This is a genomic window from Chelatococcus caeni, from assembly GCF_014196925.1.
In the GTDB taxonomy this organism is placed as follows: domain Bacteria; phylum Pseudomonadota; class Alphaproteobacteria; order Rhizobiales; family Beijerinckiaceae; genus Chelatococcus_A; species Chelatococcus_A caeni.
In genome coordinates this window covers 368,125-390,797 of record NZ_JACIEN010000001.1, presented here as the reverse complement: position 1 = coordinate 390,797, position 22,673 = coordinate 368,125, and the positions used below count along the sequence as shown (strand labels likewise).

Annotated in this window: 23 protein-coding genes; 6 read left to right on the top strand and 17 right to left on the bottom strand. The window is 68.7% G+C overall.

Translation table 11 applies throughout. The annotated features are described in order from the left end of the window. Position 1 precedes the first annotated feature (1 nt). The 13 genes from GGR16_RS01955 to GGR16_RS01895 form a co-directional block, all read right to left on the bottom strand. Entirely contained in the window at positions 2-478 is a 477-nt protein-coding gene (locus tag GGR16_RS01955) for a tripartite tricarboxylate transporter TctB family protein (protein WP_183315560.1), read from the bottom strand. Between the two features lie 132 nt (positions 479-610). Then, entirely contained in the window at positions 611-1,585 is a 975-nt protein-coding gene (locus tag GGR16_RS01950) for a tripartite tricarboxylate transporter substrate binding protein (protein ID WP_019402437.1), read from the bottom strand. 258 nt (positions 1,586-1,843) lie between these two features. Continuing rightward, positions 1,844-2,158: a hypothetical protein gene (locus tag GGR16_RS01945; protein WP_019402438.1), complete on the bottom strand. Its 315-nt coding sequence runs from the start codon at positions 2,156-2,158 to the stop codon at positions 1,844-1,846. Between the two features lie 379 nt (positions 2,159-2,537). Further along, positions 2,538-3,209 (bottom strand): orotate phosphoribosyltransferase, encoded by a 672-nt coding sequence (locus GGR16_RS01940; protein WP_019400631.1) that lies wholly within the window; start codon positions 3,207-3,209, stop codon positions 2,538-2,540. Positions 3,210-3,239: 30 nt separating this feature from the next. Continuing rightward, positions 3,240-4,307, bottom strand: coding sequence for a dihydroorotase (gene pyrC, locus GGR16_RS01935; protein WP_183315559.1), 1,068 nt, complete (start codon positions 4,305-4,307; stop codon positions 3,240-3,242). Between the two features lies 1 nt (position 4,308). Then, entirely contained in the window at positions 4,309-5,586 is a 1,278-nt protein-coding gene (locus tag GGR16_RS01930) for a hydantoinase/carbamoylase family amidase (RefSeq protein ID WP_343059492.1), read from the bottom strand. Then, positions 5,583-6,554, bottom strand: a complete 972-nt coding sequence (locus GGR16_RS01925) for a dihydroorotate dehydrogenase (protein WP_183315558.1) — start codon at positions 6,552-6,554, stop codon at positions 5,583-5,585. Before GGR16_RS01925 ends, GGR16_RS01930 begins: the two co-directional genes overlap by 4 nt. After that, on the bottom strand, positions 6,548-7,390 hold the full coding sequence (locus tag GGR16_RS01920) for a dihydroorotate dehydrogenase electron transfer subunit (RefSeq protein WP_183315557.1): 843 nt from the start codon (positions 7,388-7,390) through the stop codon (positions 6,548-6,550). Before GGR16_RS01920 ends, GGR16_RS01925 begins: the two co-directional genes overlap by 7 nt. Positions 7,391-7,413: 23 nt before the next feature. After that, positions 7,414-8,694 (bottom strand): TRAP transporter large permease, encoded by a 1,281-nt coding sequence (locus GGR16_RS01915; RefSeq protein ID WP_343059491.1) that lies wholly within the window; start codon positions 8,692-8,694, stop codon positions 7,414-7,416. A 51-nt stretch (positions 8,695-8,745) separates the two neighbouring features. Then, the gene (locus GGR16_RS01910; RefSeq protein ID WP_183315556.1) at positions 8,746-9,255 is read right to left on the bottom strand and encodes a TRAP transporter small permease; all 510 of its coding nucleotides are present in this window, start codon (positions 9,253-9,255) and stop codon (positions 8,746-8,748) included. A gap of 31 nt (positions 9,256-9,286) precedes the next feature. Continuing rightward, positions 9,287-10,309: a TRAP transporter substrate-binding protein gene (locus GGR16_RS01905; protein WP_019400624.1), complete on the bottom strand. Its 1,023-nt coding sequence runs from the start codon at positions 10,307-10,309 to the stop codon at positions 9,287-9,289. Positions 10,310-10,376: 67 nt separating this feature from the next. Then, positions 10,377-11,282 carry a helix-turn-helix domain-containing protein gene (locus tag GGR16_RS01900; protein WP_246372775.1) on the bottom strand — a complete coding sequence of 302 codons (906 nt, stop codon included), beginning with the start codon at positions 11,280-11,282 and terminating at the stop codon, positions 10,377-10,379. 94 nt (positions 11,283-11,376) lie between these two features. Continuing rightward, positions 11,377-12,198 carry a helix-turn-helix domain-containing protein gene (locus GGR16_RS01895; protein ID WP_019400622.1) on the bottom strand — a complete coding sequence of 274 codons (822 nt, stop codon included), beginning with the start codon at positions 12,196-12,198 and terminating at the stop codon, positions 11,377-11,379. 378 nt (positions 12,199-12,576) lie between these two features. Here GGR16_RS01895 and GGR16_RS01890 point away from each other — a divergent pair, with 378 nt between their 5' ends. Next, positions 12,577-13,488: an MBL fold metallo-hydrolase gene (locus tag GGR16_RS01890; protein WP_019400621.1), complete on the top strand. Its 912-nt coding sequence runs from the start codon at positions 12,577-12,579 to the stop codon at positions 13,486-13,488. A 3-nt stretch (positions 13,489-13,491) separates the two neighbouring features. Here GGR16_RS01890 and GGR16_RS01885 read toward each other — a convergent pair whose 3' ends face one another. Then, on the bottom strand, positions 13,492-14,274 hold the full coding sequence (locus tag GGR16_RS01885; protein ID WP_026014852.1) for a DUF1499 domain-containing protein: 783 nt from the start codon (positions 14,272-14,274) through the stop codon (positions 13,492-13,494). Between the two features lie 196 nt (positions 14,275-14,470). Here GGR16_RS01885 and GGR16_RS01880 point away from each other — a divergent pair, with 196 nt between their 5' ends. The 4 genes from GGR16_RS01880 (at position 14,471) to GGR16_RS01865 (ending at position 17,834) form a co-directional block, all read left to right on the top strand. Further along, positions 14,471-14,977: a MarR family winged helix-turn-helix transcriptional regulator gene (locus GGR16_RS01880; protein WP_019400619.1), complete on the top strand. Its 507-nt coding sequence runs from the start codon at positions 14,471-14,473 to the stop codon at positions 14,975-14,977. A 41-nt stretch (positions 14,978-15,018) separates the two neighbouring features. After that, positions 15,019-16,446 carry an amidase family protein gene (locus GGR16_RS01875; RefSeq protein WP_183315555.1) on the top strand — a complete coding sequence of 476 codons (1,428 nt, stop codon included), beginning with the start codon at positions 15,019-15,021 and terminating at the stop codon, positions 16,444-16,446. A 158-nt stretch (positions 16,447-16,604) separates the two neighbouring features. Then, positions 16,605-16,901 carry a hypothetical protein gene (locus tag GGR16_RS01870; protein WP_019400617.1) on the top strand — a complete coding sequence of 99 codons (297 nt, stop codon included), beginning with the start codon at positions 16,605-16,607 and terminating at the stop codon, positions 16,899-16,901. Positions 16,902-16,922: 21 nt separating this feature from the next. Then, the gene (locus GGR16_RS01865; protein WP_183315554.1) at positions 16,923-17,834 is read left to right on the top strand and encodes a metallophosphoesterase; all 912 of its coding nucleotides are present in this window, start codon (positions 16,923-16,925) and stop codon (positions 17,832-17,834) included. Positions 17,835-17,840: 6 nt separating this feature from the next. On the opposite strand, the gene GGR16_RS01860 is transcribed toward GGR16_RS01865, so the two are convergent. Next, positions 17,841-18,428: a L,D-transpeptidase gene (locus GGR16_RS01860; RefSeq protein ID WP_040403531.1), complete on the bottom strand. Its 588-nt coding sequence runs from the start codon at positions 18,426-18,428 to the stop codon at positions 17,841-17,843. A gap of 200 nt (positions 18,429-18,628) precedes the next feature. Here GGR16_RS01860 and GGR16_RS01855 point away from each other — a divergent pair, with 200 nt between their 5' ends. Then, positions 18,629-19,561 carry an arginase family protein gene (locus GGR16_RS01855; RefSeq protein ID WP_183315553.1) on the top strand — a complete coding sequence of 311 codons (933 nt, stop codon included), beginning with the start codon at positions 18,629-18,631 and terminating at the stop codon, positions 19,559-19,561. A 282-nt stretch (positions 19,562-19,843) separates the two neighbouring features. Here the strand turns inward: GGR16_RS01855 and ribB are convergent, their stop codons facing one another. Then, the gene (gene ribB / locus GGR16_RS01850) at positions 19,844-21,136 is read right to left on the bottom strand and encodes a 3,4-dihydroxy-2-butanone-4-phosphate synthase (protein WP_019400613.1); all 1,293 of its coding nucleotides are present in this window, start codon (positions 21,134-21,136) and stop codon (positions 19,844-19,846) included. 269 nt (positions 21,137-21,405) lie between these two features. Then, positions 21,406-22,521, bottom strand: a complete 1,116-nt coding sequence (gene aroC / locus GGR16_RS01845) for a chorismate synthase (protein ID WP_019404303.1) — start codon at positions 22,519-22,521, stop codon at positions 21,406-21,408. Positions 22,522-22,673 lie beyond the last annotated feature (152 nt).

Here is a 22,673-nt window from a genome sequence, read left to right as displayed (position 1 = left end):
CTCAGAGGAACGGTGCGAGCAATCCGCGCGGCAGCGGAACCCGCATCAGGACGACGAAGAGCTGGTAGATCACGAAGATCGTTGCCGCGCTGACGAGGAGCGCCACCCACCAGCGCACGCCCAGCATGAGCATGCCCCCGACCAGCACCACGGCCATCACGGGGATGAAGCCGATGCGGTCGGCGAACAGGCAATAGGCGACGACGAGCGCGATCGTCGCCAGCCCCTTCATCCAGCCGGCGGGCGTGATGCCGGCCATCCTGTGCTCGACATCGACCGCCGCGAGCGAGGCCCTGCGCCGCCAGGCGCCGAAGGCGAGAAGGACGCCGCAGGCCGCGAGCGCGCTCGCGATCAGCACAGGGAAGACGGCGGCGCCGTATTCCTGGCCGGGGATGGCGGGGAAGGACTGGGCGTGAAGGATGACCGTCACCCCGAGCACCGTCAGGATGAGGCCGATGATGATGTCCGATTTGACCATGAACTGCGTCTCGCGGCGCCTGATGAACGGTCCGGGGCGGATCGATGCGGTGGCCCGTGGCATGGGCGAGCCGTGCCACGGGCGACCTCGATGACGCGCCTGAGTGGTGAGGCGCCTGACCCGTCGGGCGCCTTACTTGGCGAGCCCGAGTTCCTTCATGACGGTGCCGAGCGATTCGTTGCTCTGCTTCATGAAGTCGACGAACTCATCCTTGGGGGCCCAGGACACGCCGAAGCCGCGGCCCTTCATGAAGTCCTGGAACTCGGCGCTCTTGTAGATCTTGTCGAGCGCGGCGATGAGCTGGTCCTGGATGTCGGCCGGCAGGCCCTTCGGAGCGGCAAAACCGCGCCAGGCGCCGAGCGTCCAGTCGATGCCGGCCGCTTCCTTCAGGGTCGGCAGGTCAGGGAAGGCGTCGCTGCGCTTGTCGGCCATGATGGCGAGGCTCTTGACGCGGCCTGCGTCGATGAGCGAGCGCGCCTCCGGCACGGAGCAGGTGACGACCTCGACGCCCCCGGCCACGAGATCCTGCAGGCCCGGGGCCGCACCGTTCGACGGCACCCACGGCGCCGCGTTCGGCGGGATGCTGTCCATCGCCAGCATGCCGGCGAGGGCGAGGTGCCAGATGCCGCCCTGGCCGGTGCCCGAGGCCTTGAACTTGCCCGGGTTCGCCTTGATGGCGGCGAGCAGCTCCTTGACGTCCTTGTAGGGCGCGTCGGCACGCACCTGCACGCCGGCGGGGTCGATGTTCATGAGGGCGAGCGGCGTGTAGCTCTCGTAGGTGAGCTGCGTCAGCCCCTGCCAGTGCATCATGCCGATCTCGACGGTGATGATGCCGAGGGTGTAGCCGTCCGGCGCAGCGTCGGCGATGGCCGCGTGCCCCACCACGCCCGAGCCGCCCGTGCGGTTGACGACATTGACCGGCTGGCCGAGTTCCTTCTCGAGGAGCGAGCCGACGATGCGGGCCGTCGCATCGGTACCGCCGCCAGCACCCCACGGCACGATCATGGTGATCGGCCGCTCCGGATAGGCCGCCAGCGCCGCGCCCGGCAGGGCGAGCGTCGCCGCGGCCGCCGCGGCAACAAGCGTTTTCAGGAAGGTCCTGCGCATCAAGGTCTCCTCTCTCGAATGTTTCCGGTCCCGTTGGAGCGACCGTTCATCGGCTCGCCCTTGTCCATCGCCTTCTGGCGAATTGGTTCTTTAAATCGTTACAATAGGGGAGGCCCGAGGTCGTGTTCAAGCGACTTTCGCAAAAATCGCAGCCTCTTGGGTGGGCATCGTCTCCCTTGCGGCGGCGGCGCCAAAACGCAAAAAGCCGCGACCGCGGCAGCGGTCACGGCTTCAGCCGAAGGTGGTGGCCGGGTGCGCTCAGTCGGCGATCTGGCGGAAGGCCAGCTTGTCGAGCGCGGCGACCTTGCCGGCCGCATCCGCATCGCTCGCCGCCGCTGCTTCCTCGAGCATCTTGAGCGTGTTCTCGCGCGCCGTGCGGGCCACCTCGCTGGTGAAGGGCTCGCCGAAATAGCGGTCGATGAAACCGTCGAGCGCGCAGACGAGGAGCTGTCGCACCGCCGCATCGGGAGCGCCCGGGGCCATGTCCTTGGCGCACAATTCTCGCAGGGACGAATAGGTGCGCAGACCCTCGTTCTGCTGGCGGAACCACTCAAGCAACGCGCGCGTGTCCATCGCTCCCTCACAGTGCACGTTAAAAAGGGACGCTATCCCAAAAGACGACACGGATCAAATTTTTTAGACGGCAATCGGCAATCGGCCAGGACGCATGCGCAGCATCCCCAATCGCCCGGGCTGAGCCTTTCCAGCGTCATGGCCGGGCTTGTCACGGCCATCCCATGCCCCCACGCCGGCACCCGAGCTGGAAAGGCGTGGATGGCCGGGACAAGCCCGGCCATGACGCGCTAGGGACTGCGCATGGCGTGCTGCATGCGGGGCCTGCCGATCGCCCGACCGCCGGTCGCCCAACTACCGATCGCCAGACCGCCTATTGCCGACTGCCGCTTGCCCGACTGCCCACTCCCGACTGCCCACCTCCCCACTGCCGCTCTTCTCAGAAATCCGACTTGCCGCCGTGCTTGGCCGACCATTCGGCCGGGGCGTGCAGGAACTTCTCCACCTCGTCGAGGGTGCTCGTGGCGAAGTAGCCGCGCTCGCGCGCCTCGGCGAGCACGTCCCACCAGGTGGCGAGGGCGTGCATCTTGATGCCGTGCTCGGCGAGCGTCGCCGTGCTCTCCTTGAAGATGCCGTAGTGGAAGACGACGAAGGTGTGCTGCACGTCGGCGCCGGCGCGGCGCAGGGCCTCGGCGAAGGCGAGCTTGGAGCGCCCGTCCGTCGTCAGGTCCTCGACGAGCAGGACGCGCGCGCCCTCCTTGATGTCACCCTCGATCTGCGCGTTGCGGCCGAAGCCCTTGGCCTTCTTGCGCACGTAGAGCATCGGCAGCATCAGCCGGTCCGCCAGCCAGGCGGAGAAGGGGATGCCCGCCGTCTCGCCGCCGGCCACAGCGTCCAATGATTCGGTGCCGATCTCGGACAGGATCTGCTCGGCGGCGAAGTCCATCAGCCGCCGGCGCAGGCGCGGGAAGGAGATGAGCTTGCGGCAGTCGACATAGACCGGGCTCGCCCAGCCCGAGGTGAAGATGAAGGGCTTCTCGGCGTTGAACTGGATGGCCTGGACCTCCAGCATCATGCGGGCCGTCTGTGAAGCGATGAATGACTTGTCCATGGTCCCTCGGCCCCCGGTTCGGTTGTCCAATCAGGCGACGGCGGCCACGGCGCTGTCCGCGTCGGCGACCGCCCACGATACCGTCTCGCCGCCACGGAAGACGTGCACCGCCTCGCCTGCGGGAAGAGAGACGTCCTCGGCGACCATCCGCGGCCGGCGCACGAGGGTGATCGTTCCCTCGTTGACGGGCAGGCCGTAGTGGCGCGGGCCGTTGAGGCTCGCGAAAGCCTCGAACCTGTCGAGAGCGCCCTCCTCCTCAAAAACCTGCGCATAGCACGCAAGCGCGACGGGCGCCACGAACAGGCCCGCGCATCCACAGGCCGCTTCCTTGGCGGCGCGGGTGTGCGGGGCGGTGTCGGTGCCGAGGAAGAAGCGCGCATTGCCCGACGTCGCCGCCTGCCGCAGCGCCTGCCGATGCACCTCGCGCTTGGCGATGGGCAGGCAGTAGTAGTGCGGGCGGATGCCGCCCTGGAAGATGGCGTTGCGGTTGAAGATGAGGTGGTGCGGCGTGATGGTGGCGCCGACGCGCTCGCGCGCCCCGGTCACGTAGTCCACGCCCTCCTTCGTCGTCACGTGCTCGAGCGTGACCCTGAGGCCGGCAAAGCGCTGCACCAGCGGGTCGAGCACCGTGTCGATGAACACCGCCTCGCGGTCGAAGATGTCGACGTCCGGCCGCGTCACCTCGCCGTGGATGAGCAGCGGCACCCCCGCCTTCTCCATGGCGGCGAGCACGGGATGGATCTTCTCGATATCGGTGACGCCGAAATGCGAGTTCGTCGTCGCGTGCTGCGGGTAGAGCTTCACCGCGGCGATGCGCCCGTTCTCGTAGCCGGAGACGACATCGGCCGGGTCGGTGTCGTCCGTCATGTAGAGCGTCATCAGCGGCTCGAAGCGGCTGCCCGCCGGCAGGGCGGCCATGATGCGCGCGCGATAGGCATCGGCCATCGCCGTCGTCGTCACCGGCGGCACCAGGTTCGGCATGATGATGGCGCGGCCGAACTGCGCGGCGGTGAAGGGCAGCACCGCCTTCAGCATGGCGCCGTCGCGCAGGTGCACGTGCCAGTCGTCCGGGCGGCGGATGGTGATGGTCTCGGTCATCTTACGGCTCCTTCGTCAGGGCCTCATAGAGCAGATCGACGCCGGCAAGGAAATCGGCAATCTCCATCGCCTCGTCCGGATTGTGCGAGCCATGCTCGTTGCGCACGAAGACCATGGCCGCCGGGATGCCGGCATTGGCGAAGACGGCGGCGTCGTGCCCCGCCCCGCTCGCGATGGTCTCGGCCGGCAGGCCGAGGCGGCGCGAGGCCTCGACGAGGCGCTTCACCCAGCCTTCGTCCATGCGCCCGGGCGCAGCGTCCTGCCGCCGGTCGAAGACGAACTTCACGCCCCGCTCCCGGGCGATATTGGCGCATTCCGTCTCGAAGAGCACGTAGAAGGCTTCGAGCGTCTCGCGGCTCTGGCTGCGGATCTCGAAGGAGAAGGCGACCTCGCCCGGAATGCGCGTCGTCGCGTGGTCCTCGGGGTCCGTCGCGACGATGCCGACGGTGACGACGAGATCGAGGCCGCGCTCCAAGAGCACGCGCCAGTGCTCGTCGAGCCGCGAGACGAGCTCGGCGAGGGCGAAGACCGCATCCTTGCGCAGCCAGCGCGGCACGGCGCCGGAATGGCCGGCCTGCCCCTGGCACAGGATGCGCTGGTGGCGGATGTTGCCGCGGATGCCGGTGACGACCGCCGTCGGCCATTCGCGGGCGACCATCACCGGGCCCTGCTCGATGTGCAGCTCGAGGAAGGCGGCGATGTCGCGCTTGTCGACGAGGGGCGCGCCCTCCCTCACCTTCTCGACGTCGATGCCGACACCCGCGAGCGCCTCGGCGAGGCTGCGCGCGCCGTCACGCTGCCTGAGGTCGAGGTCCTGCGGCTTCAGCGCCCCGAGCAGGGCGGAGGAGCCGATGTAGGGCTTGCCGAACCAGGGCGATTCCTCGCCGCGCAGGCCGATGACGCGCACGGGCCGCGGCGGCGTGACGCCCTCGCTCTTCATGCGCGCCAGCACCATGAGCCCGGCGAGCACGCCCGCCGCACCGTCGAAATTGCCGCCGCGCGGCACGGAATCGAGATGCGAGCCGACGAGGATGTAGGGCCCGGGCGCCTCGTCGGGCAGCGAGACGACGAGATTGTCGCCGGCATCGCGCGCGGCGAGAAGGCCCTCGCGCCCGGCAAGGCGCTCCATCACGGCCATCGCTGCCGCCTCGCCCTCGGCGAAGGCCTGGCGGGTGATGCCGACGCCGTCGAAGCCGAGCTGGCGCAGTTCGGCGAAGACCTCCCCGGCCAGCGCCTCCCAGTCGCGCTCGTTGCGCATCGGATGGGCGAGCGGCTTCACAGCACGGCCTCCGCCTCTTCCGGGGCCGTGTTGCCGTCGACGACCGCGCCGACGAGTTCGTTGACATCGGCGATGCCACGGCGGGCGCAGAAGGCCGAGAGCCCCTCGATGACGTCGATCATCGCCGTCGGACGCACGAAGGTGGTCGTGCCCACCTGCACGGCGCGGGCGCCGGCGAGCATGAACTCCACCGCGTCCTCCGGCGTGGCGATGCCGCCGCAGCCGATGACGGGAATGGTGAGCTTGTCGGCGCATTGGTAGACCATGCGCAGGGCGATGGGCTTCACCGCCGGCCCCGAGAGGCCGCCGAGCACGTTGCCGAGCTTGGGCCGGAAGGTCTCGGTGTCGATGCGCATGGCGAGGATGGTGTTGGCGACCACCACCGCATCGGCCCCGCCTGCCTCCGCGGCGCGAGCGACGGCGACGATGTCGCCGGTGTTCGGCGTCAGCTTCACCCACAACGGCAGGGGCGTCGCCTTGCGCATGGCGGCCGTCACCGTCTCGGTCAGGCGCGGCTCCATGGCGAAGGAGCGCCCGTCCTCCTCGATATTGGGGCAGGAGATGTTGGCCTCGATGGCGGCGACGCCGGCCACGGTCAGGTCGCGCGCCATGGCGGCGAAGTCGTCCACCGTCGGGGCCGAGATCGAGACGACGAGCGGCGGCGAGAAGGCCCCGTAGAAGGGCACCACGTTGTCGCGGAAATAATCGAGCCCCTTGGAGGGGATGCCGATGGAGTTGATCAGCCCCTCGGTGGTCTCGCACACCCGCGGCACGGGATTGCCGGCGCGGAACTCGCGCGTGATCGTCTTCGTCACGAAGGCGCCGAGGCGATTGAGGTCCATGACCTTGTCGAGCCCCTCGGCAAAGGTGCCCGAGGCCGGCATGACGGGGTTCGCGAGCCGCAGCCCGCCGACGTCGACGGCGAGGGAGACGGACGAACCGGCGGGAGAAGACACGGCCGTTACCATGAGGTGGCCTCCTTCAGGTCGAAGACGGGCCCGTCCCAGCACACGCGCTTGTCGACGAGTTCGCCGTCGACCTCGAACTTGCGCACGCAGCAGAAGCACATGCCGATGCCGCAGGCCATCTGCTGTTCGAGCGCGACCTGGCCGGCGATGCCCGTCTCCCGGGCAAAGTCCTTGGCGAGGCGGAACAGGCGGTTGGAGCCGCAGGTGAAGATGGCGTCCGCCCTTCCCTCGCGGGCCAGCCCGGCGAGGATCTCCCGTACATTCTCGGGCGCGCTCGAGCCGTCGGTGTCGAGGACGGGGCGTACGTCCGCCCCGATGGCGCCGAAGCGGTCGGCGGACATGATGAGATCCGGCCGGCGGGCGCTCAGGATGGCGGTGACGCCGATGCCCTTCCGGGCCGCGGCCTCGGCGAGCGGGGCGAGCGTCGCGAGGCCGACGCCGCGGCCGAGCACCACGATGTGGCGCCAGCCGTCGTCGAGCGTGAAGCCGACGCCGAGCGGCCCGAGCACGCGGAAGGGATCGCCCGGCTTCAAGGTCGCGAGGGCGCGGGTGCCGAGGCCGGCGACCTTGTAGAGGAATTCGAGCGTGCCCGCCTCCGGATCGGCCTTGTAGGTACTCATCGGCCGGCGCAGGTAGGGCTTGTCCTCGCTGCTCGCGGGGCACAGGAGGTGGAAGAACTGGCCCGGGGCGGCGAGCGTCGCCGGCCTGCCGGCGCGCAGCACGAGATGCCGGTACTCGTCGTTGACGGCCGTGTGGCTCGAGACGATGGTCTCGGCATCGGCAACGGGGGCATCGTTCGCGGTCCATGCAGACCGCGTCTCACAGCTTTGCAGCATGTCTTTCTCCCTGGCTTGCCGGGTCAGTAGCCCAGCAGCCGCGGCAGCGCCGTCGATATGGACGGCACGTAGGAGATCACGAGCAGCACGGCGATGTTCGTCAGCACGAACGGCCAGATGCCCGCGATCACCGTCTCAACCGGTTTGCGCAAGGCCGACGACGTCACGAAGAGGTCGAGGCCGAAGGGCGGCGTGATCATGCCGATGCAGATGTTGAGGCAGACCACGAGCCCGAAATGGATGGGATCGATGCCGAGCGCCGTCGCCACCGGGAAGATGGCGGGCAGCAGGATGACCATGATGGAGTTGGGATCGATGAACATCCCGGCGATCAGCAGCACGACATTGATGATCAGCAGGAAGACGACCCAGTTCACCTGCCAGTCGTTGAGCAGCATCAGGAGCTGGTCCGGCAGGCGCGCCAGCGTGACGAAATAGGCGAGCAGCGAGCCGACCGCGAGCAGGATGAAGATGGCGACGATGGTGAGCGCGCTCTGCTCGGCGACGTGCATCACGTCCCGCCAGCCGAGCTGGCGGTAGATGACCATCTCCACGAGGAGAGCGTAGGCGACGGCAACCGCTGCGGCCTCGGTCGCCGTGAAGAAGCCGGAGTAGATCCCCCCGAGGATGATCACCGGCATGCCGAGCGCGAGCAGCGAGGCCTTCACCGCCTCGAAGCGCTCCGCCGCGCTCGCCCGCGGGGCAGGCTCGATGCCCGCACGCCGCGTGACGAAGGCCACGTAGAGCATGAAGGCGAGGGCGAGCACCACGCCGACCGCAAGGCCGCCGGCAAAGAGCGCCGCGACGGAGGTGCCGGTGAGCCAGGCATAGACGAGGAGAGTGATGCTGGGCGGGATGAGCAGCGCGCATTCCGCGCTCGCGGCGATGAGGCCGAGCGAGAAGCGTTCCTTGTAGCCGGCGCGCACCAGCTCGGGATGGAGGAAGCGCCCGAGCGCCGCAACGGTGGCCGGCGCCGAGCCGCAGACCGAACCGAAGGCCATGCACGAGACGACCGTGGTGTGGCCGATGCCGCCGGAGCGGTGACCGAGGTTCCTCTTGACGAGGTTCATGAGCCGCTCGGCGATGGTGCCGTGGGCCATGAGATCGGCGGCGAAGATGAAGAACGGGATGGCGAGCAGCGTGCCGACATTGACGCCGCCGACCATCTTCTGCGCGATGACGATGTCCGGCAGGTTCGGGAATTCGGTCAGACGGGCGAGGATGCTCGGCACGCCCATGACGAGCAGCATCTCGAACCCGAGGACGAGAAGCAGGGCAGCCAGTATGCAGAGCAGGATCAACACGGGAAAAGCGCCCTCTTCGAAACGTCGGACCGTCTGCCGCGGTGGTTGGGTTCAGTGATCCTGGCCGCGGTCGGCGAGCGCGAAGCGGTTCTCGACGCCGACGAGCTCAAGCAGGTAGCGCAGGCCCAGCAGCACGAAGCCGACCGGCAGGGCCGCATAGAGCCAGACCATCGACACATCGAGCGTCGGGCTCGTCTGGCCGGAATTGACGATGAACCGCGCGAAATCGTAGCCGACCTTCGTCAGATAGGCGCAGAAGACGAGGCCGACGGCATTGATGACGAAGGCCACGACCCGCTGCACGCCCGCCGGCATGCGTCCGTAGAGCGCCGTCATGGCGATGTGGCGGCCCTTCTCCAGCGTCAGGCCGAGGCCGAGGAAGACGAGCCAGGCGAGCATGAACAGCGTCGCCTCCTCCATCCAGGCGAAATGGAGGGACTGCGAGGGCGCGAAGACACGCACCAGCACGTTGACCACATAGCCGGCCGACATGGCGATGAGCAGAAGGCCGATGATGTTGCGCTCGAAGGTGCGCAGGACGGTCATTGCGGTGCGGAGCATGGGGTCGCGCCCTCGGGTTTCGTCACAAGGCTCAGTTGGCGAGGCCGAGCTTCTTGGCTTCCGCCTCGTAGGCCTCCATCACGGCCTTGCCCTCGGCGCCGGCGCGCTCGAGATAGGCGTCACGGGCCGGCGGGAACATCTTGGTGCGCCAGTCGGCCCGCTCCTGATCGCCGAGGACGCGCACGTTCACGCCCGCTTCCTTGATCTGGTTGAAGGCGAGCGCCTGCACCTCTTCCTTCAGCGCCTCGACCTGCGGGCGCACCTCGAGGAAGGCCTTGACGATGACGTCGCGGTGGCCTTCCGGCAGGCCGTTCCACCAGGCGGGGTTGAAGAGGACGAGGTCCTCCATGGCGCCGTGGTTGGAGACCACGAGGTCCTTCTGCACCTCGTAGTACTTCATGGTCGAGATCGTATCGAGCGGGTTCTCCTGCCCGTCGACGACGCCGGTCTGCAGCGCCGTGTAGAGCTCGCCGAAGGGAATGGCGATGGCGGCGGCGCCGACGCCCGCGAACTGCTGGATGAGGATCCGCGAATCCATGACGCGGAACTTCTGGCCCTTGAAGCTGTCGACGCCGGCGAGCGGCTTGGCGGAGGTGACGCTCTTGCGCCCGTTCGGCCAGATGGCGATGGCGACGAGGCCGCGCTTGGTGAACGAATCGAGGATCGCCTGGCCGAAGGGGCCATCACGCAGGGCCTGCGACTTGGCGCGGTCCTCGGGCATGATGAAGGGGATGTCGAGCACCGAGACGACGGGGTTGAAGCCGCCGAGGAAGGCGGCCGGCATCACCGTGCCCTCGGACGAGCCAAGCTGGGCGCCCTCGACCATCTGGCGGGCATTGCCGAGCTGCGAGGCGGGATAGAGCTGGAATTCGACCTCGCCGTTGGTGCGCTCCTTGACGAGCGCGGCGACCTTTTCGAGCCCCTTGTGGCGCGGCTGGGTGGCGGCCTCGAGATGGCCGATCTTGGCGACGTACTTGGCCTGCTGTGCCTGGGCGGCGAAGGTCCCCGCAATGACCAGCCCGGCCGCGAGCAGAACGACTCTGCGCGTGAGCATCCGTTTCTTCCTCCGGCTATACGGAAGCCGAAACGATATCGCTTTTTTGAGTGTTGTCTAATTTTTTTTACGCGTCGCGCGCGCCGGCTTCCACGCGCTCGACAACCTGCCGCAGGCGCTCGGCGCCCTCGCGGCCCTTCGCGGCCCTGCGCCACAGGGAGGCGATGAGGTTGTCGAAGAGCTGCACCGCGTCCGGCGCCTCCGTGACCATGGCGACGCCGTTGCGGATGTTGGGATGGTCGGCGAAGCGGAAGGGGCTCATGGCGACGAAGGTGCGCTCCTTCTGCCGGAAGATCTGGAAGGTCTGCTGCGGCAGGGTTTCCTCGACGATGCCGATCTGGATGCCGATGGGCTCCTCCTCGAGGAGATCGGCGAGACGCAGGATCTCGCGGCGCGCGATCGCCCGCCGCTCGACGGCCTCCTCCTCTGGCAGGTCGAAGCGGCCGATGACACCGCTGCGCAGCAGCCGCTCGATGTCCTGCAGCCCGACGATGCTGACGATGCCGGGCCGCCGGCGGCTGGCGTGGCCCCGCCGCTCGCGCAGGATGCGCACCAGCGCCTCGACCTCCGGAGCGACCTCGCCCTCCTCGACATCGCCGATGACGGTCTCGCGGATGGCGAGCTCGACGGCGTGCGCATATTCGTCCGACGACAGCAGGTAGGAGAAGGGCGCGAAATGGGCGAGGATCTGCTCGGCGCCCTCCTCCAGCTGGCGCATGCGCTCGAAATAGGCCACCGCATTGTCGTAATACTCGACGCTGACGCCCAGCAGCGAGGCGACCGAGACATCGAGGAGGTCGGCGATGCGCTGGATGGTCTCGATCTTGACCACCTCCCCCTTCTCCAGGCGGTAGATGGCCGCGCGTGACATCTCGAGACGGTCCGCGACCTGCTCGGCTGTGATGCCGCGCCCCAGGCGATAGGCGCGCAGGCGCAGGCCGATCTCCAAAAATCGCGAATTGTTCTCTTTCATGAGACACAATTAGCAAATTTGGATATGCCGCGCCAGTTGCGACAGCTCTGGCGTGGGAAGCCGCGCCCCCCACGCCGCCCTGTCGACCCCTCCGCTACTGGGAACTGCGTGGCGAGTAGCCGTATTTGCGCTTGAAGTTGCGGTAGAAGGTCGAGACGTCGTTGAAGCCGCTGTCGAAGGCGATGTTGATGATCTTCTTCTCGGACGACGACGCCAGCTCCTTGCGCGCCGCCTCGAGCCTGTAGTGCAGGATGGTGTCGCGCAGGGACAGGCCCGATTCCTCGAAGATCTTGTACAGCTTGCGCTGGGAAATGTTGAACTGGCGTGCGATGCGCCCGGCGCCGAGATCGTGGTTGTCGATGTTCTTCTTGATGTATTCGATGATGTCGTTGGCGAGGCGCGCCTTGTTGCCGCCATCGCTGCGCGCCGTCTGGTCACGCAGGAACGTCTTGAGCATCTCGACGATGTTCTGGCGGATCGAAACGTCGACGTAATCCGAGATGTGCGAATTGCCGTACTTCAGCAGGAAGCGGGAGAAGAACTGCATGTACTCGCGCAGGGAAACGGATTCGATGCTCGCCGCCTCCCCCTTCAGCGCGCCGGCGAAATCCGTCATCGAGGACAGTTCGAGCCACTGGAAGGTGCACCGCCCGTCCTCGCCCGCCATGAGGTCGATCGAGGACAGCGCCCGTGCGTCGAAGACGACGATGCGCTCGCCGCCGACATCGAGGGAGCCGTGCTCCAGCGCCAGCCGCATCGCACCGTTCTGCACGGCCGCCATGACGATGCATGGCGTCTTGCTCGCAGCATGCGCAGCCTCGCGCAGGAGACGCCCGGGCGGCAGCACCATGCTGCAGACGCGCATGTCGTTATACTTGATCCAATCGATGCCCGCCCTGAACTCGCCATCAAGCATAAATTCGCACCTGTCGACACCGACAAGCGTTGATATATCAGACTGAAACTCACCATCTATTTTATTATAAGTGGTTCTAATTACGACATTGCCATCATTTAATTCATTTTGTTTTATCATTTTATTTCTCTCGACTGGCGTCGTAGCGAAAAGTCACCCCTCAAAACTGACCATCAAATGCTCATACAGCAATGCAACCACTGCGCTAATAATAGCAATTTATGCAACTTTGCATAGAATGCGAGCGATCTCCAGCGCCATTCGCATACCGTTTGTAGACCGGCTGATGGTCGGTGGTCGCCTTGCCAACCGCTCGTGCTACAAGAGCGCTTCGGGTGGTGCAAAGGCCGGTCCTCGCGCCCCCGGGGAGCCGAATCAATGACGCAATCCATTCCCTTCGAGCAGGAGACGGAGGCTCCGACAGGCCGGGCCGAGGCGCTCACGCCGCTCGTGCGCCGGCTCATCGCACCGAACGGCGGGCCCTTCACCTATCGCGGGACCTGCAGCTACATCGTCGGCCGCGGCCGGGTGGCGATCATCGATCCGGGCCCGGACGATGCCACCCATGTGGCGCGGCTGCTCGAGGCGGTAGGCGGCGAGACGGTGACGCATGTCGTCGTCACCCACACCCACCGGGACCACTCCCCGGCCGCGGCCGCGGTGCGCGCGGCCACCGGCGCCCTCGTCGTCGGCTGCAGCCCCCATGTCGCATCGCGCGCACTGGCGCTCGGCGAGGCCAATGCGCTCGATGCCTCCGCGGACCACGCCTATGCGCCCGATGTCGTCCTCCAGGAGGGCGAGGCCGTGACCGGCCCGCAATGGACGCTGCAGGCCCTCGCGACGCCCGGCCACACGGCCAATCACCTCGCCTTCGCCCTGCCGGAGGAGAACACCCTGTTCTCGGGCGACCACGTCATGGCGTGGTCCACGACCATCGTCGCGCCGCCGGACGGGTCGATGCAGGCCTACATGGCCTCGCTCGCGAAGCTGAGGGGGCGCGAGGAGGCGATCTACCGGCCCGGCCACGGCGGCCCCGTGCGCGAGCCGCAGCGTTTCCTGCGCGCGCTCGTCCACCACCGCCGCCAGCGCGAGGCGGCGATCCTCAACCGGCTCGCTGCCGGGGACGAGACCATCGCCGAGATCGTCCCGCCGCTCTACGAGGGGCTGGCGCCGGCGCTCTACGGCGCCGCGGGCCTCTCCGTCTTCGCCCATCTCGAAGACCTCGTGGCGCGCGGGCTCGTCGTCTCAGACAGCGCGCCGACGCTCACGGCCCGTTACAGGCCGGCCTGACGATCAGAACTGGGCCGCCCTCGCCTGCAGCTCGAACTCGGCGATGAAACGGGCGATGCGCTCGGCGTTGACGCCGAAATCGTGCACGCCGTAGCGCGAGACCGAGCGCACATCGACCTTCGTCCCCTCCGCGCGCGGCGTCACCCGGATCGCGATGTCGTCGGGAAAGCGCAGCAGCAGGGTGTGGTCGACGGCGTCGATCTGGCCGCGGCCGGTGCGCCCACCGGGCTGGCGCACCTCCGCGATCTCCCAGCCGAGCGTGCGCGCCGTCCTCTCGGCGACGGACAGCGCATCCTCGGGCGACAGTTCGGCATAGATCGGCACGACATCCGCATAGGCGTCGCGCTGCGGCAGGCGCTCGTCCGTCGCGATCTCGCGGGGCACGTGGCCCGCGCGGGCCGCGAGCACCTGCGCCGAGCGCGAGAAGGCCGGCGGGTCGACGACATCGGTGCTGATGTCGTTCATCCGCGGCAGGACGACGGCCTTGAAGCCGAGGAATGCCGGCCAGCCGAGCACGACGAGGGCGAGGACGCCGCCCCGCACGGCGAGCGCGAGCCCCTGCTGTCCCTCCTGCCAGATGAAGACGAGGGCCGTGACCGACAGGGCGAGGGCAAGGAGCGCCAGCGCGACGGCACTCGCGATGACCGACAGGCCGGCGAACCATTCGACGAGCTGAAGGCGCGTCAGCAGCACGCCCGCCGCCGCCACGAGCAGGGCGAACCATCCGAGCCTGCGGCTCCAGACGGCCGCTTGCGACAAAGGCTCCTCGACGATCAGGCGGCGCATGGGAAGGCTCGCGGCAGGGGAGACGACGGCGGGAACGGTCGGGACGACCGCGATGCCATGGATGGCATCGCACGGCGGCGGGCGCAACGGCATCGGCGCCGCGGCGGCATCATCGGCAGCCGCACGCCCGCGGTGTTTCCATTGCCGCGCAGATGGTTTAAGGCCTTGGTGCAAGCAAGGGGACGGGCCGACACTGATGACTGAAGGCGTTCAGCAGGGCGACGCGCTGATGCGAACCTGGCTGCGCTTCGTCCGCATGAACCAGCGGCTCTATGCGGCCATGAACCAGGAGCTGCGCCGGCTCGACCTGTCGATTCCCCAGTTCGACGTGCTGTCCACGCTGACCGAGCGCGAGGGCATCACGCAGCAGGAGCTGGCCGAGCGCCTCTACGTGACGAAGGGCAATGTCTCCGGCCTCGTCGATCGGCTCACCGCGAGCGGCCTCGTCGTGCGCCAGCCCATCGCCGGCGACCGCCGCTCCTATGCGCTCCACCTGACGGAGAAGGGGCGCGCGCTCGCCGAGCGCGGCATCGCCGCCCAGCGCGCCTATGTGGAGCGGACCCTGGGCGTTCTTCCGCACACCGATATCGCGGAATTGGAACGTGTGCTCCTCGCCTGGCGCGATATCCTGCGCCGCGACGAGGAGGACCGGAGCGGCCCTGCCGGCAGGCCGGGGCGCATCCGCTCGCCCGCGGCCGAATGAACGGGCCGCAAGACAAGAACGCATGAACCCTGGGAGGGGCCGTGGATCTCCTGACGCAACCCGCGCATGCCATCCTCGCCTCCCTCCAGCGCGGCGAATTGTCGAGCGTCGCGCTGCTCGACATGACGCTCGCGCGCATCGCCGCCGAGAACCCGGCGCTGAACGCCATCGTGACGCTCGACACGATCGCGGCACGCGGCGCCGCCGAAGAAAGCGACGCCCGCCGGGCCGCGGGCGAGGCCCGCGCGCTCGACGGGCTCGTCATCACCATCAAGGATGCCTTCGACGTCGCCGGCATGGTCTCGACAGCGGGGGCGCCGAGCTTCCGCGACCGGATGCCCGAGACGGATGCGGCAGCCGTCGCCCGGCTGCGCGACGCGGGTTGCGTCATCCTCGGCAAGTCGAACGTGCCGCTGTTCTCCGGCGATTTCCAGACCTACAACCCGGTCCACGGCACCACCAACAATCCCTGGGACGTCACGCGCTCCACGGGAGGCTCGTCGGGCGGGGCGGCGGCCGCCGTCGCGACCGGCATGAGCGCCTTCGAGCTCGGGTCGGACCTCGGCGGCTCGCTGCGCTGGCCGGCGCATGCCTGCGGCGTCTTCGCCCTCAAGCCGACGTGGTCTCTCGTCTCGACGCTCGGCCACGTGCCGCCGGCGCCCGGCACGCCGAAGGAGGGCGACCTCGTCGTCGCCGGCCCCCTCGCCCGCTCGGCGGAAGACCTCGCGCTGATCCTGCCCGTCATCGCGCGCGACGGCCGGCCGATCGACGTGCCGCGTCTCGACGGGCGCGGCCTCAGGGTCGCCGTCTGGCTCGATGAGCCCCTGGCGCCGGTCGATGCCGAGGTGGCGGCCGGGGTCGCCCATGCCGCATCCCTGCTGGCCGAGGCCGGAGCCATCGTCGACGAGTGGGCGCGGCCGGGCTTTTCCTTCGCCGAAGCCTTCGAGGTCTATGCGCTCCTCAACCACGCCATCGTGGCGGCCGGCCTGCCGCAGAAGGTGCGCGACAGGCTGGCGGCCGATGCCGCCAACTACGCTCCCGGCGACCTGTCGCACCGGGCCCTGCAGGCGCGCGGCGCGCGGCTCGACGTCGCCACCTGGCAGCGGCTGCTGGAGCGCCGGCGTGCCCTCAAGGAGCACTGGGCCGCTTTCTTCAGGGACTGGGACGTGGTGCTGATGCCGCCAGCGCCGGTGGCGGCCATCCCGCACGATCAGGCGCCGGACATCCATGCCCGCACGATCGCCGTCAACGGTACGGAGCGCCCCTACTTCGACTTCCTCCTGTGGTCCTCGCTCGCGAGCGCCGCGCACCTGCCGGCGGCGGTGGCGCCCGTCATGCGCACGGCCGCCGGCCTGCCGACCGGGGTGCAGATCATGGCGGCGGAATGGGCCGATGCGACGGCCATCGCGGTGGCGCGCCTCCTGGAGGAGCGCGGCTGCCGCTTCGTGCCGCCGGGGCGGACCGCCTGAAGGCAAGTTCCGGCCCGTCGGAGCGCCAGCGCACATCGCGCGAGGCGACGGTTCACTACCGTCCCAACCCGCACGGCTGTTAACCCTGTCGCGGAGTCGAGCGCGATATAACACGCCTTTGCCGCAGTGCCGCCAAGCGCCCGACGCGATCGGGCGCGATGGTGACGAACGTCGCGCCGCACGGCAGGCGGCGCACCCAGCCGGCCGGCCGCCGGCAGAGCCATGAGACCGAGCAGATGACCGAGATCCCTTCACGTTCCGAAGACAAGGCCGAGAAGACGGCCGTGGCCACCGCCCGGATCACCCCCGCTTGCCAAGGCAAGGCGGATGCGCCAACGTTTCGTGCCATCGGGATTCCGGCGGTGGCGGCCGCGGTGGAGCAATTCCGCCGTGGCAGGCAGAGGAAGGCCGAGCGGCTGCCCGACTATCTGCGCGACGGACCATTCGCCAGCTGACCGACAGGACCCTCCTGAAATATGCCGACCCGGCGAACTCTTCTCAAAGCATTCGCCGGGACGGTCCTTGCAGGTGCAGGGTTCGCCTCCTACGCCTTCGCCGTCGAGCCGGGCATGCGGCTCATCGTCAAGCGCTACTGGATCACGCCGCGCGGCTGGCCGTCGGACATGGAGCTGACGCTGGCCGCCCTCGCCGACCTGCACGTCTGCGAACCGCACATGCCGGCCGCCCGCGTCGCCGAGATCGTCGCCGCGACCAATGCGCTCAAGCCGGACGTGACGGTGCTGCTCGGGGACTATATCGGCACGCACCGCTTCGTCACGCGGCGTCTCGCACCGCAAGAATGGGCCGAGCCCCTCGGCCGGCTCACGGCGCCGCTCGGCGTCTATTCCATCCTCGGCAACCACGACTGGTGGCACGCGATCGCGCCCGGCATACCGGCAGACGGGGCGCGCACCATGCGGCGCACGCTCCAGGGCGTCGGCATCCCGGTGCTGGAGAACGACGCCGTCCGGCTGAAGAAGGACGGCCGCGGCTTCTGGCTGATCGGCCTCGGCGACCAGATCGCCCACATCCTCGGGCCGGACAGGTTCCGCGGGGTCGACGACCTGCCGGCGTCCCTCGCCCAGGTCGACGACGCCGCGCCCGTGATCCTGCTGGCGCACGAGCCGGACATCTTCCCCACGGTGCCGGCACGCGTCAGCCTGACGCTGGCCGGCCATACCCATGGCGGCCAGGTGCGTATGATGGGCTATTCACCGGTGGTGCCGTCGGCCTACGGCAACCGCTACGCCTACGGCCTCGTGGCCGAGCGCGGCCGCACGATGATCGTCTCCGGCGGGCTCGGCACGAGCATCGTGCCCGTGCGCCTCGGCGTGCCGCCGGAGATCGTGCTCGTCCACCTCGGCGGCCAGCCGGGGCCGCTCACATGAGCGCCGTTACTTGACGACGACGCGCGCGCCGACCTTGGTGCGGTTGTAGAGGTCGATCACGTCGATGTTGCGCATGCGGATGCAGCCGGAGGACACCGCCTGGCCGATCTTCTCCGGCTCGTTGGTGCCGTGGATGCGGTAGAGCGTGTCGCGGCCGTTCTCGTAGAGATAGAGCGCGCGGGCGCCGAGCGGGTTGTTCGGGCCGCCTTCGGTGAAGCGCACGTGCGGCCAGCGTGCCTGCATCTCGGCCGGCGGGTGCCAGTTGGGCCACTCGGCCTTGCGGGCGACCTCGGCCGTCCCGGTCCAGCCATAGGCCTCGTCGCCGACGGCGACGCCGTAGCGGATCGCCTTGCGGTCGGGCAAAACGAAGTAAAGCAGGCGCGACTTCTGGTCGACGACGATGGTGCCGGGCGCTTCGCCGGTCGGATCGTCGATCATGTAGCGGCCGTATTGGGGATCGACATCCGCCTGGGGAACAAGGGACATCCACTCGCGGTCGCGCGTCGAGACGTCCGGGTCGGGCACACCCTTGAAATTGCAGCCGGCCAGCGAAAGGCCGATCACCACCACGGCCCCCAACATCCTCAAGAACATGCCAATCGCCCCCAAAACGATCATCAATCGGGCGTAAAATGCGACTCAATGGCCCGATTCGCCGTGCTGTATGGCACATGAGAATGGCGGAGCAACAGCCGCCGACAAGAAAACCGCCTCGCGTGGCAAATACTCGCCAAGCGTGACATAGACACAACGCCCGCCGCCTGCAAAGCTGCATCCTCTCCTGGGATATCGCCGTGACGACGCTCCTTATCTCCCACCCTTCCTCGATCGCCCACGCGACGCCACCGGGCCATCCGGAACGGCCCGAGCGCCTGCGCGCCATCGAGCAGGCGCTGGAGCAGGAGAAGTTCGCCGATCTCGTGCGCCTCCGCGACGCGCCGGCTGCCGATCGCGATGCCATCTGCCGCGCGCATCCGCCGGTGCATGTGGATGCGCTGATCGCCGCCGCGCCGCGCGAGGGGCTGGTCATGATCGACGCCGACACGACGATGTCGGCGGGCACGCTGGAGGCGGCCGTGCACGCCGCCGGCGCGGCCATCCTCGCGGTGGACGAGGTGGTGGGCGGCTCGGCCGACAATGCCTTCTGCGCCGTGCGCCCGCCCGGCCATCACGCCGAGAAGGCGACGGCGATGGGCTTCTGCTTCTTCAACAATGCGGCCATCGCCGCGCGGCACGCGCAGAAGCGGCACGGCCTCGGGCGCGTCGCCATCCTCGACTGGGACGTGCACCACGGCAACGGCACGCAGGACATCTTCTGGGACGACGCGAGCGTGCTCTACTGCTCCACGCACGAGATGCCGCTCTATCCCGGCACCGGCGCCGCCTCCGAGCGCGGGGCGCACGACAATATCGTCAATGCGGTGCTGCACGCGGGCGACGGCGGCGAGAGCTTCCGCGAGGCGCTCGAAATCGCCATCTTCCCGCGCATCTCCGCCTTCCGGCCGGACCTCATCATCATCTCCGCCGGCTTCGACGCCCACTGGCGCGACCCGCTCGCCAACATCAACCTGACGGAAAACGACTTCGCCTGGGCGACGCGCGAGCTCATGGACATCGCCGACCGGCAGTGCGGCGGGCGCATCGTCTCGCTGCTCGAGGGCGGCTACGACCTGCAGGGCCTCGCCGCCTCCGTGGCCGCCCACGTGCAGTGCCTGATGCGGGGGTGAGTTTCGCGATCGCAGGGGACGGCTGTCGGAGCGAGCTGCCTCCCCTCCCCCTCGTGGTGGGGAGGGAGAAGAGCGGTGCCAGACCTTTTCCGACGGTCACAGAAAGCAGGCCCGTCATGAAGCAGGCCCGTCATGCCCGCGCCTGTCGCGGGCATCCACGCCCTGACGTTACGCAAGGCGGAAAAGCGTGGATGGCCGGGACGAGCCCGGCCATGACGCAGGGGAACGGTGTGTCGTTATCGCCAATCACGGGGATGAAGCGACGGAGCCCTGCCAGGCCCCTCACCCCTCCAGGATCACCGTATCCGCGATCTCGATGCCGAAGCCGCTGAGGCCGACATAGGCGCGCGAGCTGGAAGCGAGGTTGCGGATCGAGGTGACGCCGAGGTCGCGCAGGATCTGCGCGCCGAGGCCGACCTCGCGCCACTGCTGGGTGCGGGTGAATTCGGAGCCGGTCGCATCCTCGCTGACGACGGTGAGGGGCACGCCGGCCGTACCGTCGCGCAGGTAGACGATCACGCCCCGCCCCTCCTGCGCAAACTGGCCGAGCACCTTGTTCAACGTCTTGCCGCCACCGAAGACATCGGCCACCACATTGGCCCGGTGCAGGCGCGCCGGCACGCCGCGACCGTCACCGATGTTGCCGTAGACGAAGGCGAAGTGGTTCACCGTGTCGAACGGCGTCACATAAGCATGGCCGGTCAGCTCGCCGATCTCGGTCGACACGGGGAAGGTGGCGACGCGCTCGACAAGCTTTTCACGAGCCTGGCGATAGGCGATGAGGTCGGCCACCGAAATGCGCTTCAGGCCGTGCGCCTTGGCGAAATCGTCGATCTGCGGGCCCTTCATCACCGTGCCGTCGTCGTTGGCGAGCTCGCAGATGACGCCGACCTCGGGCAGCCCGGCGAGGCGGCAGAGATCCACCGCCGCCTCGGTATGGCCCGAGCGGATGAGCACGCCGCCGTCCTTGGCGATGAGCGGGAAGACATGGCCGGGGCGCACGAAATCGCCCGCTCCCATGTTGTTGTTGGCGAGGGCACGCACCGTGTTGCTGCGCTGCTCGGCCGAGATGCCGGTGGTGAGGCCGTGGCGCACGTCGACCGAGACCGTGAAGGCCGTGCCGAGCGGCGCGTCGTTGGCCGCGACCATGGGGTCGAGCCTGAGGCGCCGTGCGTCGGACCCGGTCAGCGGCGCGCAGACGATGCCGCAGGTGTGGCGGATGATGAAGGCCATCTTCTCCGGCGTGCAGAGCGAGGCGGCGACGACGAGGTCGCCCTCGTTCTCCCGGTCGTCGTCATCTGTCACGATGACGATCTCGCCGCGGGCGAAGGCCTCGATCGCCTCGGTCACCGTCTGGGTCATGAAAGCCTCCTCGCGCCCAGTCCGGGCGTCGATGAAATCGTTGGGGGTGACGGCGCCGCGGGTCACCTCGAGGATGAGGCGCGCCGTCTCGCGCGACAGCCAGGCGCCATCGTCGCGGCACAGCTGCGTGACCGCACCGGGCGTGACGCCGATGCGGCGCGCAAAATCCACGCGCGTCATGTTCTCGCGGATAAGCCAGTCGGCCAGTCTCATGAGGGCGACGCTAAACCCGGCGGGATTTTAGTTCAACTAAAATCGCCGAGTTGCAGGGTGGCGCCGACTTGGCTCCCGCCCCTGCTCGCCGTCCTGTCGGTTCTCGTCGCACGGCTGTTCGAGTACCGCGGAGCGCAACCTTCCCGCGTCATGGCCGGGCTTGTCCCGGCCATCCACGCCTTTCACCCCTGCGCGAGCGTCACGGCGTGGATGCCCGCGACGAGCGGGGGCATGACGTCGGGAAACGGGCCCGAACTATTTAGTTTCACTCAACCGCCCATCGGCCAGGGCGTCGTCTCGCCCACCTGGCCGCGGTGGCGCAGGAAATGGTCGGCGATGACGCAGGCGACCATGGCCTCGCCCACGGGGACGGCGCGGATGCCGACGCAGGGATCGTGCCGGCCCTTGGTCACCACATCCGTCTCCGCGCCGAAGCGGTCGACCGACAGGCGCGGCTGCAGGATCGAGGAGGTCGGCTTGACGGCGAAGCGCGCCACCACCGCCTGGCCCGTCGAGATGCCGCCGACGACGCCGCCGGCATGGTTGGAGAGGAAGAGCGGCTTGCCGTCATTGCCGAGGCGCATCTCGTCGGCGTTCTCCTCGCCCGTGAGGGAGGCCGCCTCGAAGCCGGCGCCGATCTCGACGCCCTTGACCGCGTTGATGCTCATCAGCGCCGCGGCGAGGTCGGCATCGAGCTTGCCGTAGATCGGCGCGCCGAGGCCGGGCGGCACGCCCTCGGCCACGATCTCGATGACGGCGCCGATGGAGGAGCCCTTCTTGCGGATGCCGTCGAGATAGTCGGCGAAGAAGGCCGCCGCCTCGGCGTCGGGGCAGAAGAAGGGATTGCGGCCGATCTCGTCCCAGTCCCAGCGGGACCGGTCGATCCTGTGCGGGCCCATCTGCACGAGCGCGCCGCGCACGACGAGCCCCGGCACGACCTTGCGGGCAACGGCGCCGGCGGCGACGCGCATCGCCGTCTCGCGCGCCGAGGAGCGGCCGCCGCCGCGATAGTCGCGGATGCCGTATTTCACGTCATAGGTGTAGTCGGCGTGGCCCGGTCGATACTTGTTCCGGATCTCGCCGTAATCCTTCGAGCGCTGGTCGACGTTCTCGATGAGGAGGCCGATGGGCGTGCCCGTCGTCATCTGCACGCCGGTCTTCTCGTCGGTGAAGACGCCGGAGAGGATGCGCACCTGGTCCGGCTCCTGCCGCTGCGTCGTATAGCGGGACTGGCCCGGCCGGCGGCGGTCGAGGTCGTGCTGGATATCGGTCTCGGTCAGCGGAATGCGCGGCGGGCAGCCGTCGACGACGCAGCCGATGGCAGGCCCGTGGCTCTCGCCGAAGGTGGTGACACGGAAGAGGTGGCCAAAGCTGTTGTGGGACATGATCTCGCCGCGCTGATGCTCGCCGCGTCTTACGCGCGCGGGGACGCATCGTCAAACGGCCCGGTCCGGACCACCGGCGCGGCCGGGCCTCCCTCCCCCCGCCTGCGGCGGGGGGGGGTGGGGGTGGGGGCCTCACCACCCTCGATGGCGTT

What these genes read in the sequence shown, in the direction of transcription:
- GGR16_RS01945 (WP_019402438.1), bottom strand. Translation starts at nt 2,158, where the DNA reads ATGGACACGCGCGCGTTGCTTGAGTGGTTCCGCCAGCAGAACGAGGGT.
- aroC (WP_019404303.1), bottom strand. Translation starts at nt 22,521, where the DNA reads ATGTCCCACAACAGCTTTGGCCACCTCTTCCGTGTCACCACCTTCGGC.
- GGR16_RS01950 (WP_019402437.1), bottom strand. Translation starts at nt 1,585, where the DNA reads ATGCGCAGGACCTTCCTGAAAACGCTTGTTGCCGCGGCGGCCGCGGCG.
- pyrC (WP_183315559.1), bottom strand. Translation starts at nt 4,307, where the DNA reads ATGACCGAGACCATCACCATCCGCCGCCCGGACGACTGGCACGTGCAC.
- GGR16_RS01890 (WP_019400621.1), top strand. Translation starts at nt 12,577, where the DNA reads ATGACGCAATCCATTCCCTTCGAGCAGGAGACGGAGGCTCCGACAGGC.
- GGR16_RS01905 (WP_019400624.1), bottom strand. Translation starts at nt 10,309, where the DNA reads ATGCTCACGCGCAGAGTCGTTCTGCTCGCGGCCGGGCTGGTCATTGCG.
- GGR16_RS01925 (WP_183315558.1), bottom strand. Translation starts at nt 6,554, where the DNA reads ATGGTAACGGCCGTGTCTTCTCCCGCCGGTTCGTCCGTCTCCCTCGCC.
- ribB (WP_019400613.1), bottom strand. Translation starts at nt 21,136, where the DNA reads ATGAGACTGGCCGACTGGCTTATCCGCGAGAACATGACGCGCGTGGAT.
- GGR16_RS01955 (WP_183315560.1), bottom strand. Translation starts at nt 478, where the DNA reads ATGGTCAAATCGGACATCATCATCGGCCTCATCCTGACGGTGCTCGGG.
- GGR16_RS01885 (WP_026014852.1), bottom strand. Translation starts at nt 14,274, where the DNA reads ATGCGCCGCCTGATCGTCGAGGAGCCTTTGTCGCAAGCGGCCGTCTGG.
- GGR16_RS01900 (WP_246372775.1), bottom strand. Translation starts at nt 11,282, where the DNA reads ATGAAAGAGAACAATTCGCGATTTTTGGAGATCGGCCTGCGCCTGCGC.
- GGR16_RS01860 (WP_040403531.1), bottom strand. Translation starts at nt 18,428, where the DNA reads ATGTTCTTGAGGATGTTGGGGGCCGTGGTGGTGATCGGCCTTTCGCTG.
- GGR16_RS01880 (WP_019400619.1), top strand. Translation starts at nt 14,471, where the DNA reads ATGACTGAAGGCGTTCAGCAGGGCGACGCGCTGATGCGAACCTGGCTG.
- GGR16_RS01940 (WP_019400631.1), bottom strand. Translation starts at nt 3,209, where the DNA reads ATGGACAAGTCATTCATCGCTTCACAGACGGCCCGCATGATGCTGGAG.
- GGR16_RS01910 (WP_183315556.1), bottom strand. Translation starts at nt 9,255, where the DNA reads ATGCTCCGCACCGCAATGACCGTCCTGCGCACCTTCGAGCGCAACATC.
- GGR16_RS01870 (WP_019400617.1), top strand. Translation starts at nt 16,605, where the DNA reads ATGGTGACGAACGTCGCGCCGCACGGCAGGCGGCGCACCCAGCCGGCC.
- GGR16_RS01865 (WP_183315554.1), top strand. Translation starts at nt 16,923, where the DNA reads ATGCCGACCCGGCGAACTCTTCTCAAAGCATTCGCCGGGACGGTCCTT.
- GGR16_RS01895 (WP_019400622.1), bottom strand. Translation starts at nt 12,198, where the DNA reads ATGCTTGATGGCGAGTTCAGGGCGGGCATCGATTGGATCAAGTATAAC.
- GGR16_RS01920 (WP_183315557.1), bottom strand. Translation starts at nt 7,390, where the DNA reads ATGCTGCAAAGCTGTGAGACGCGGTCTGCATGGACCGCGAACGATGCC.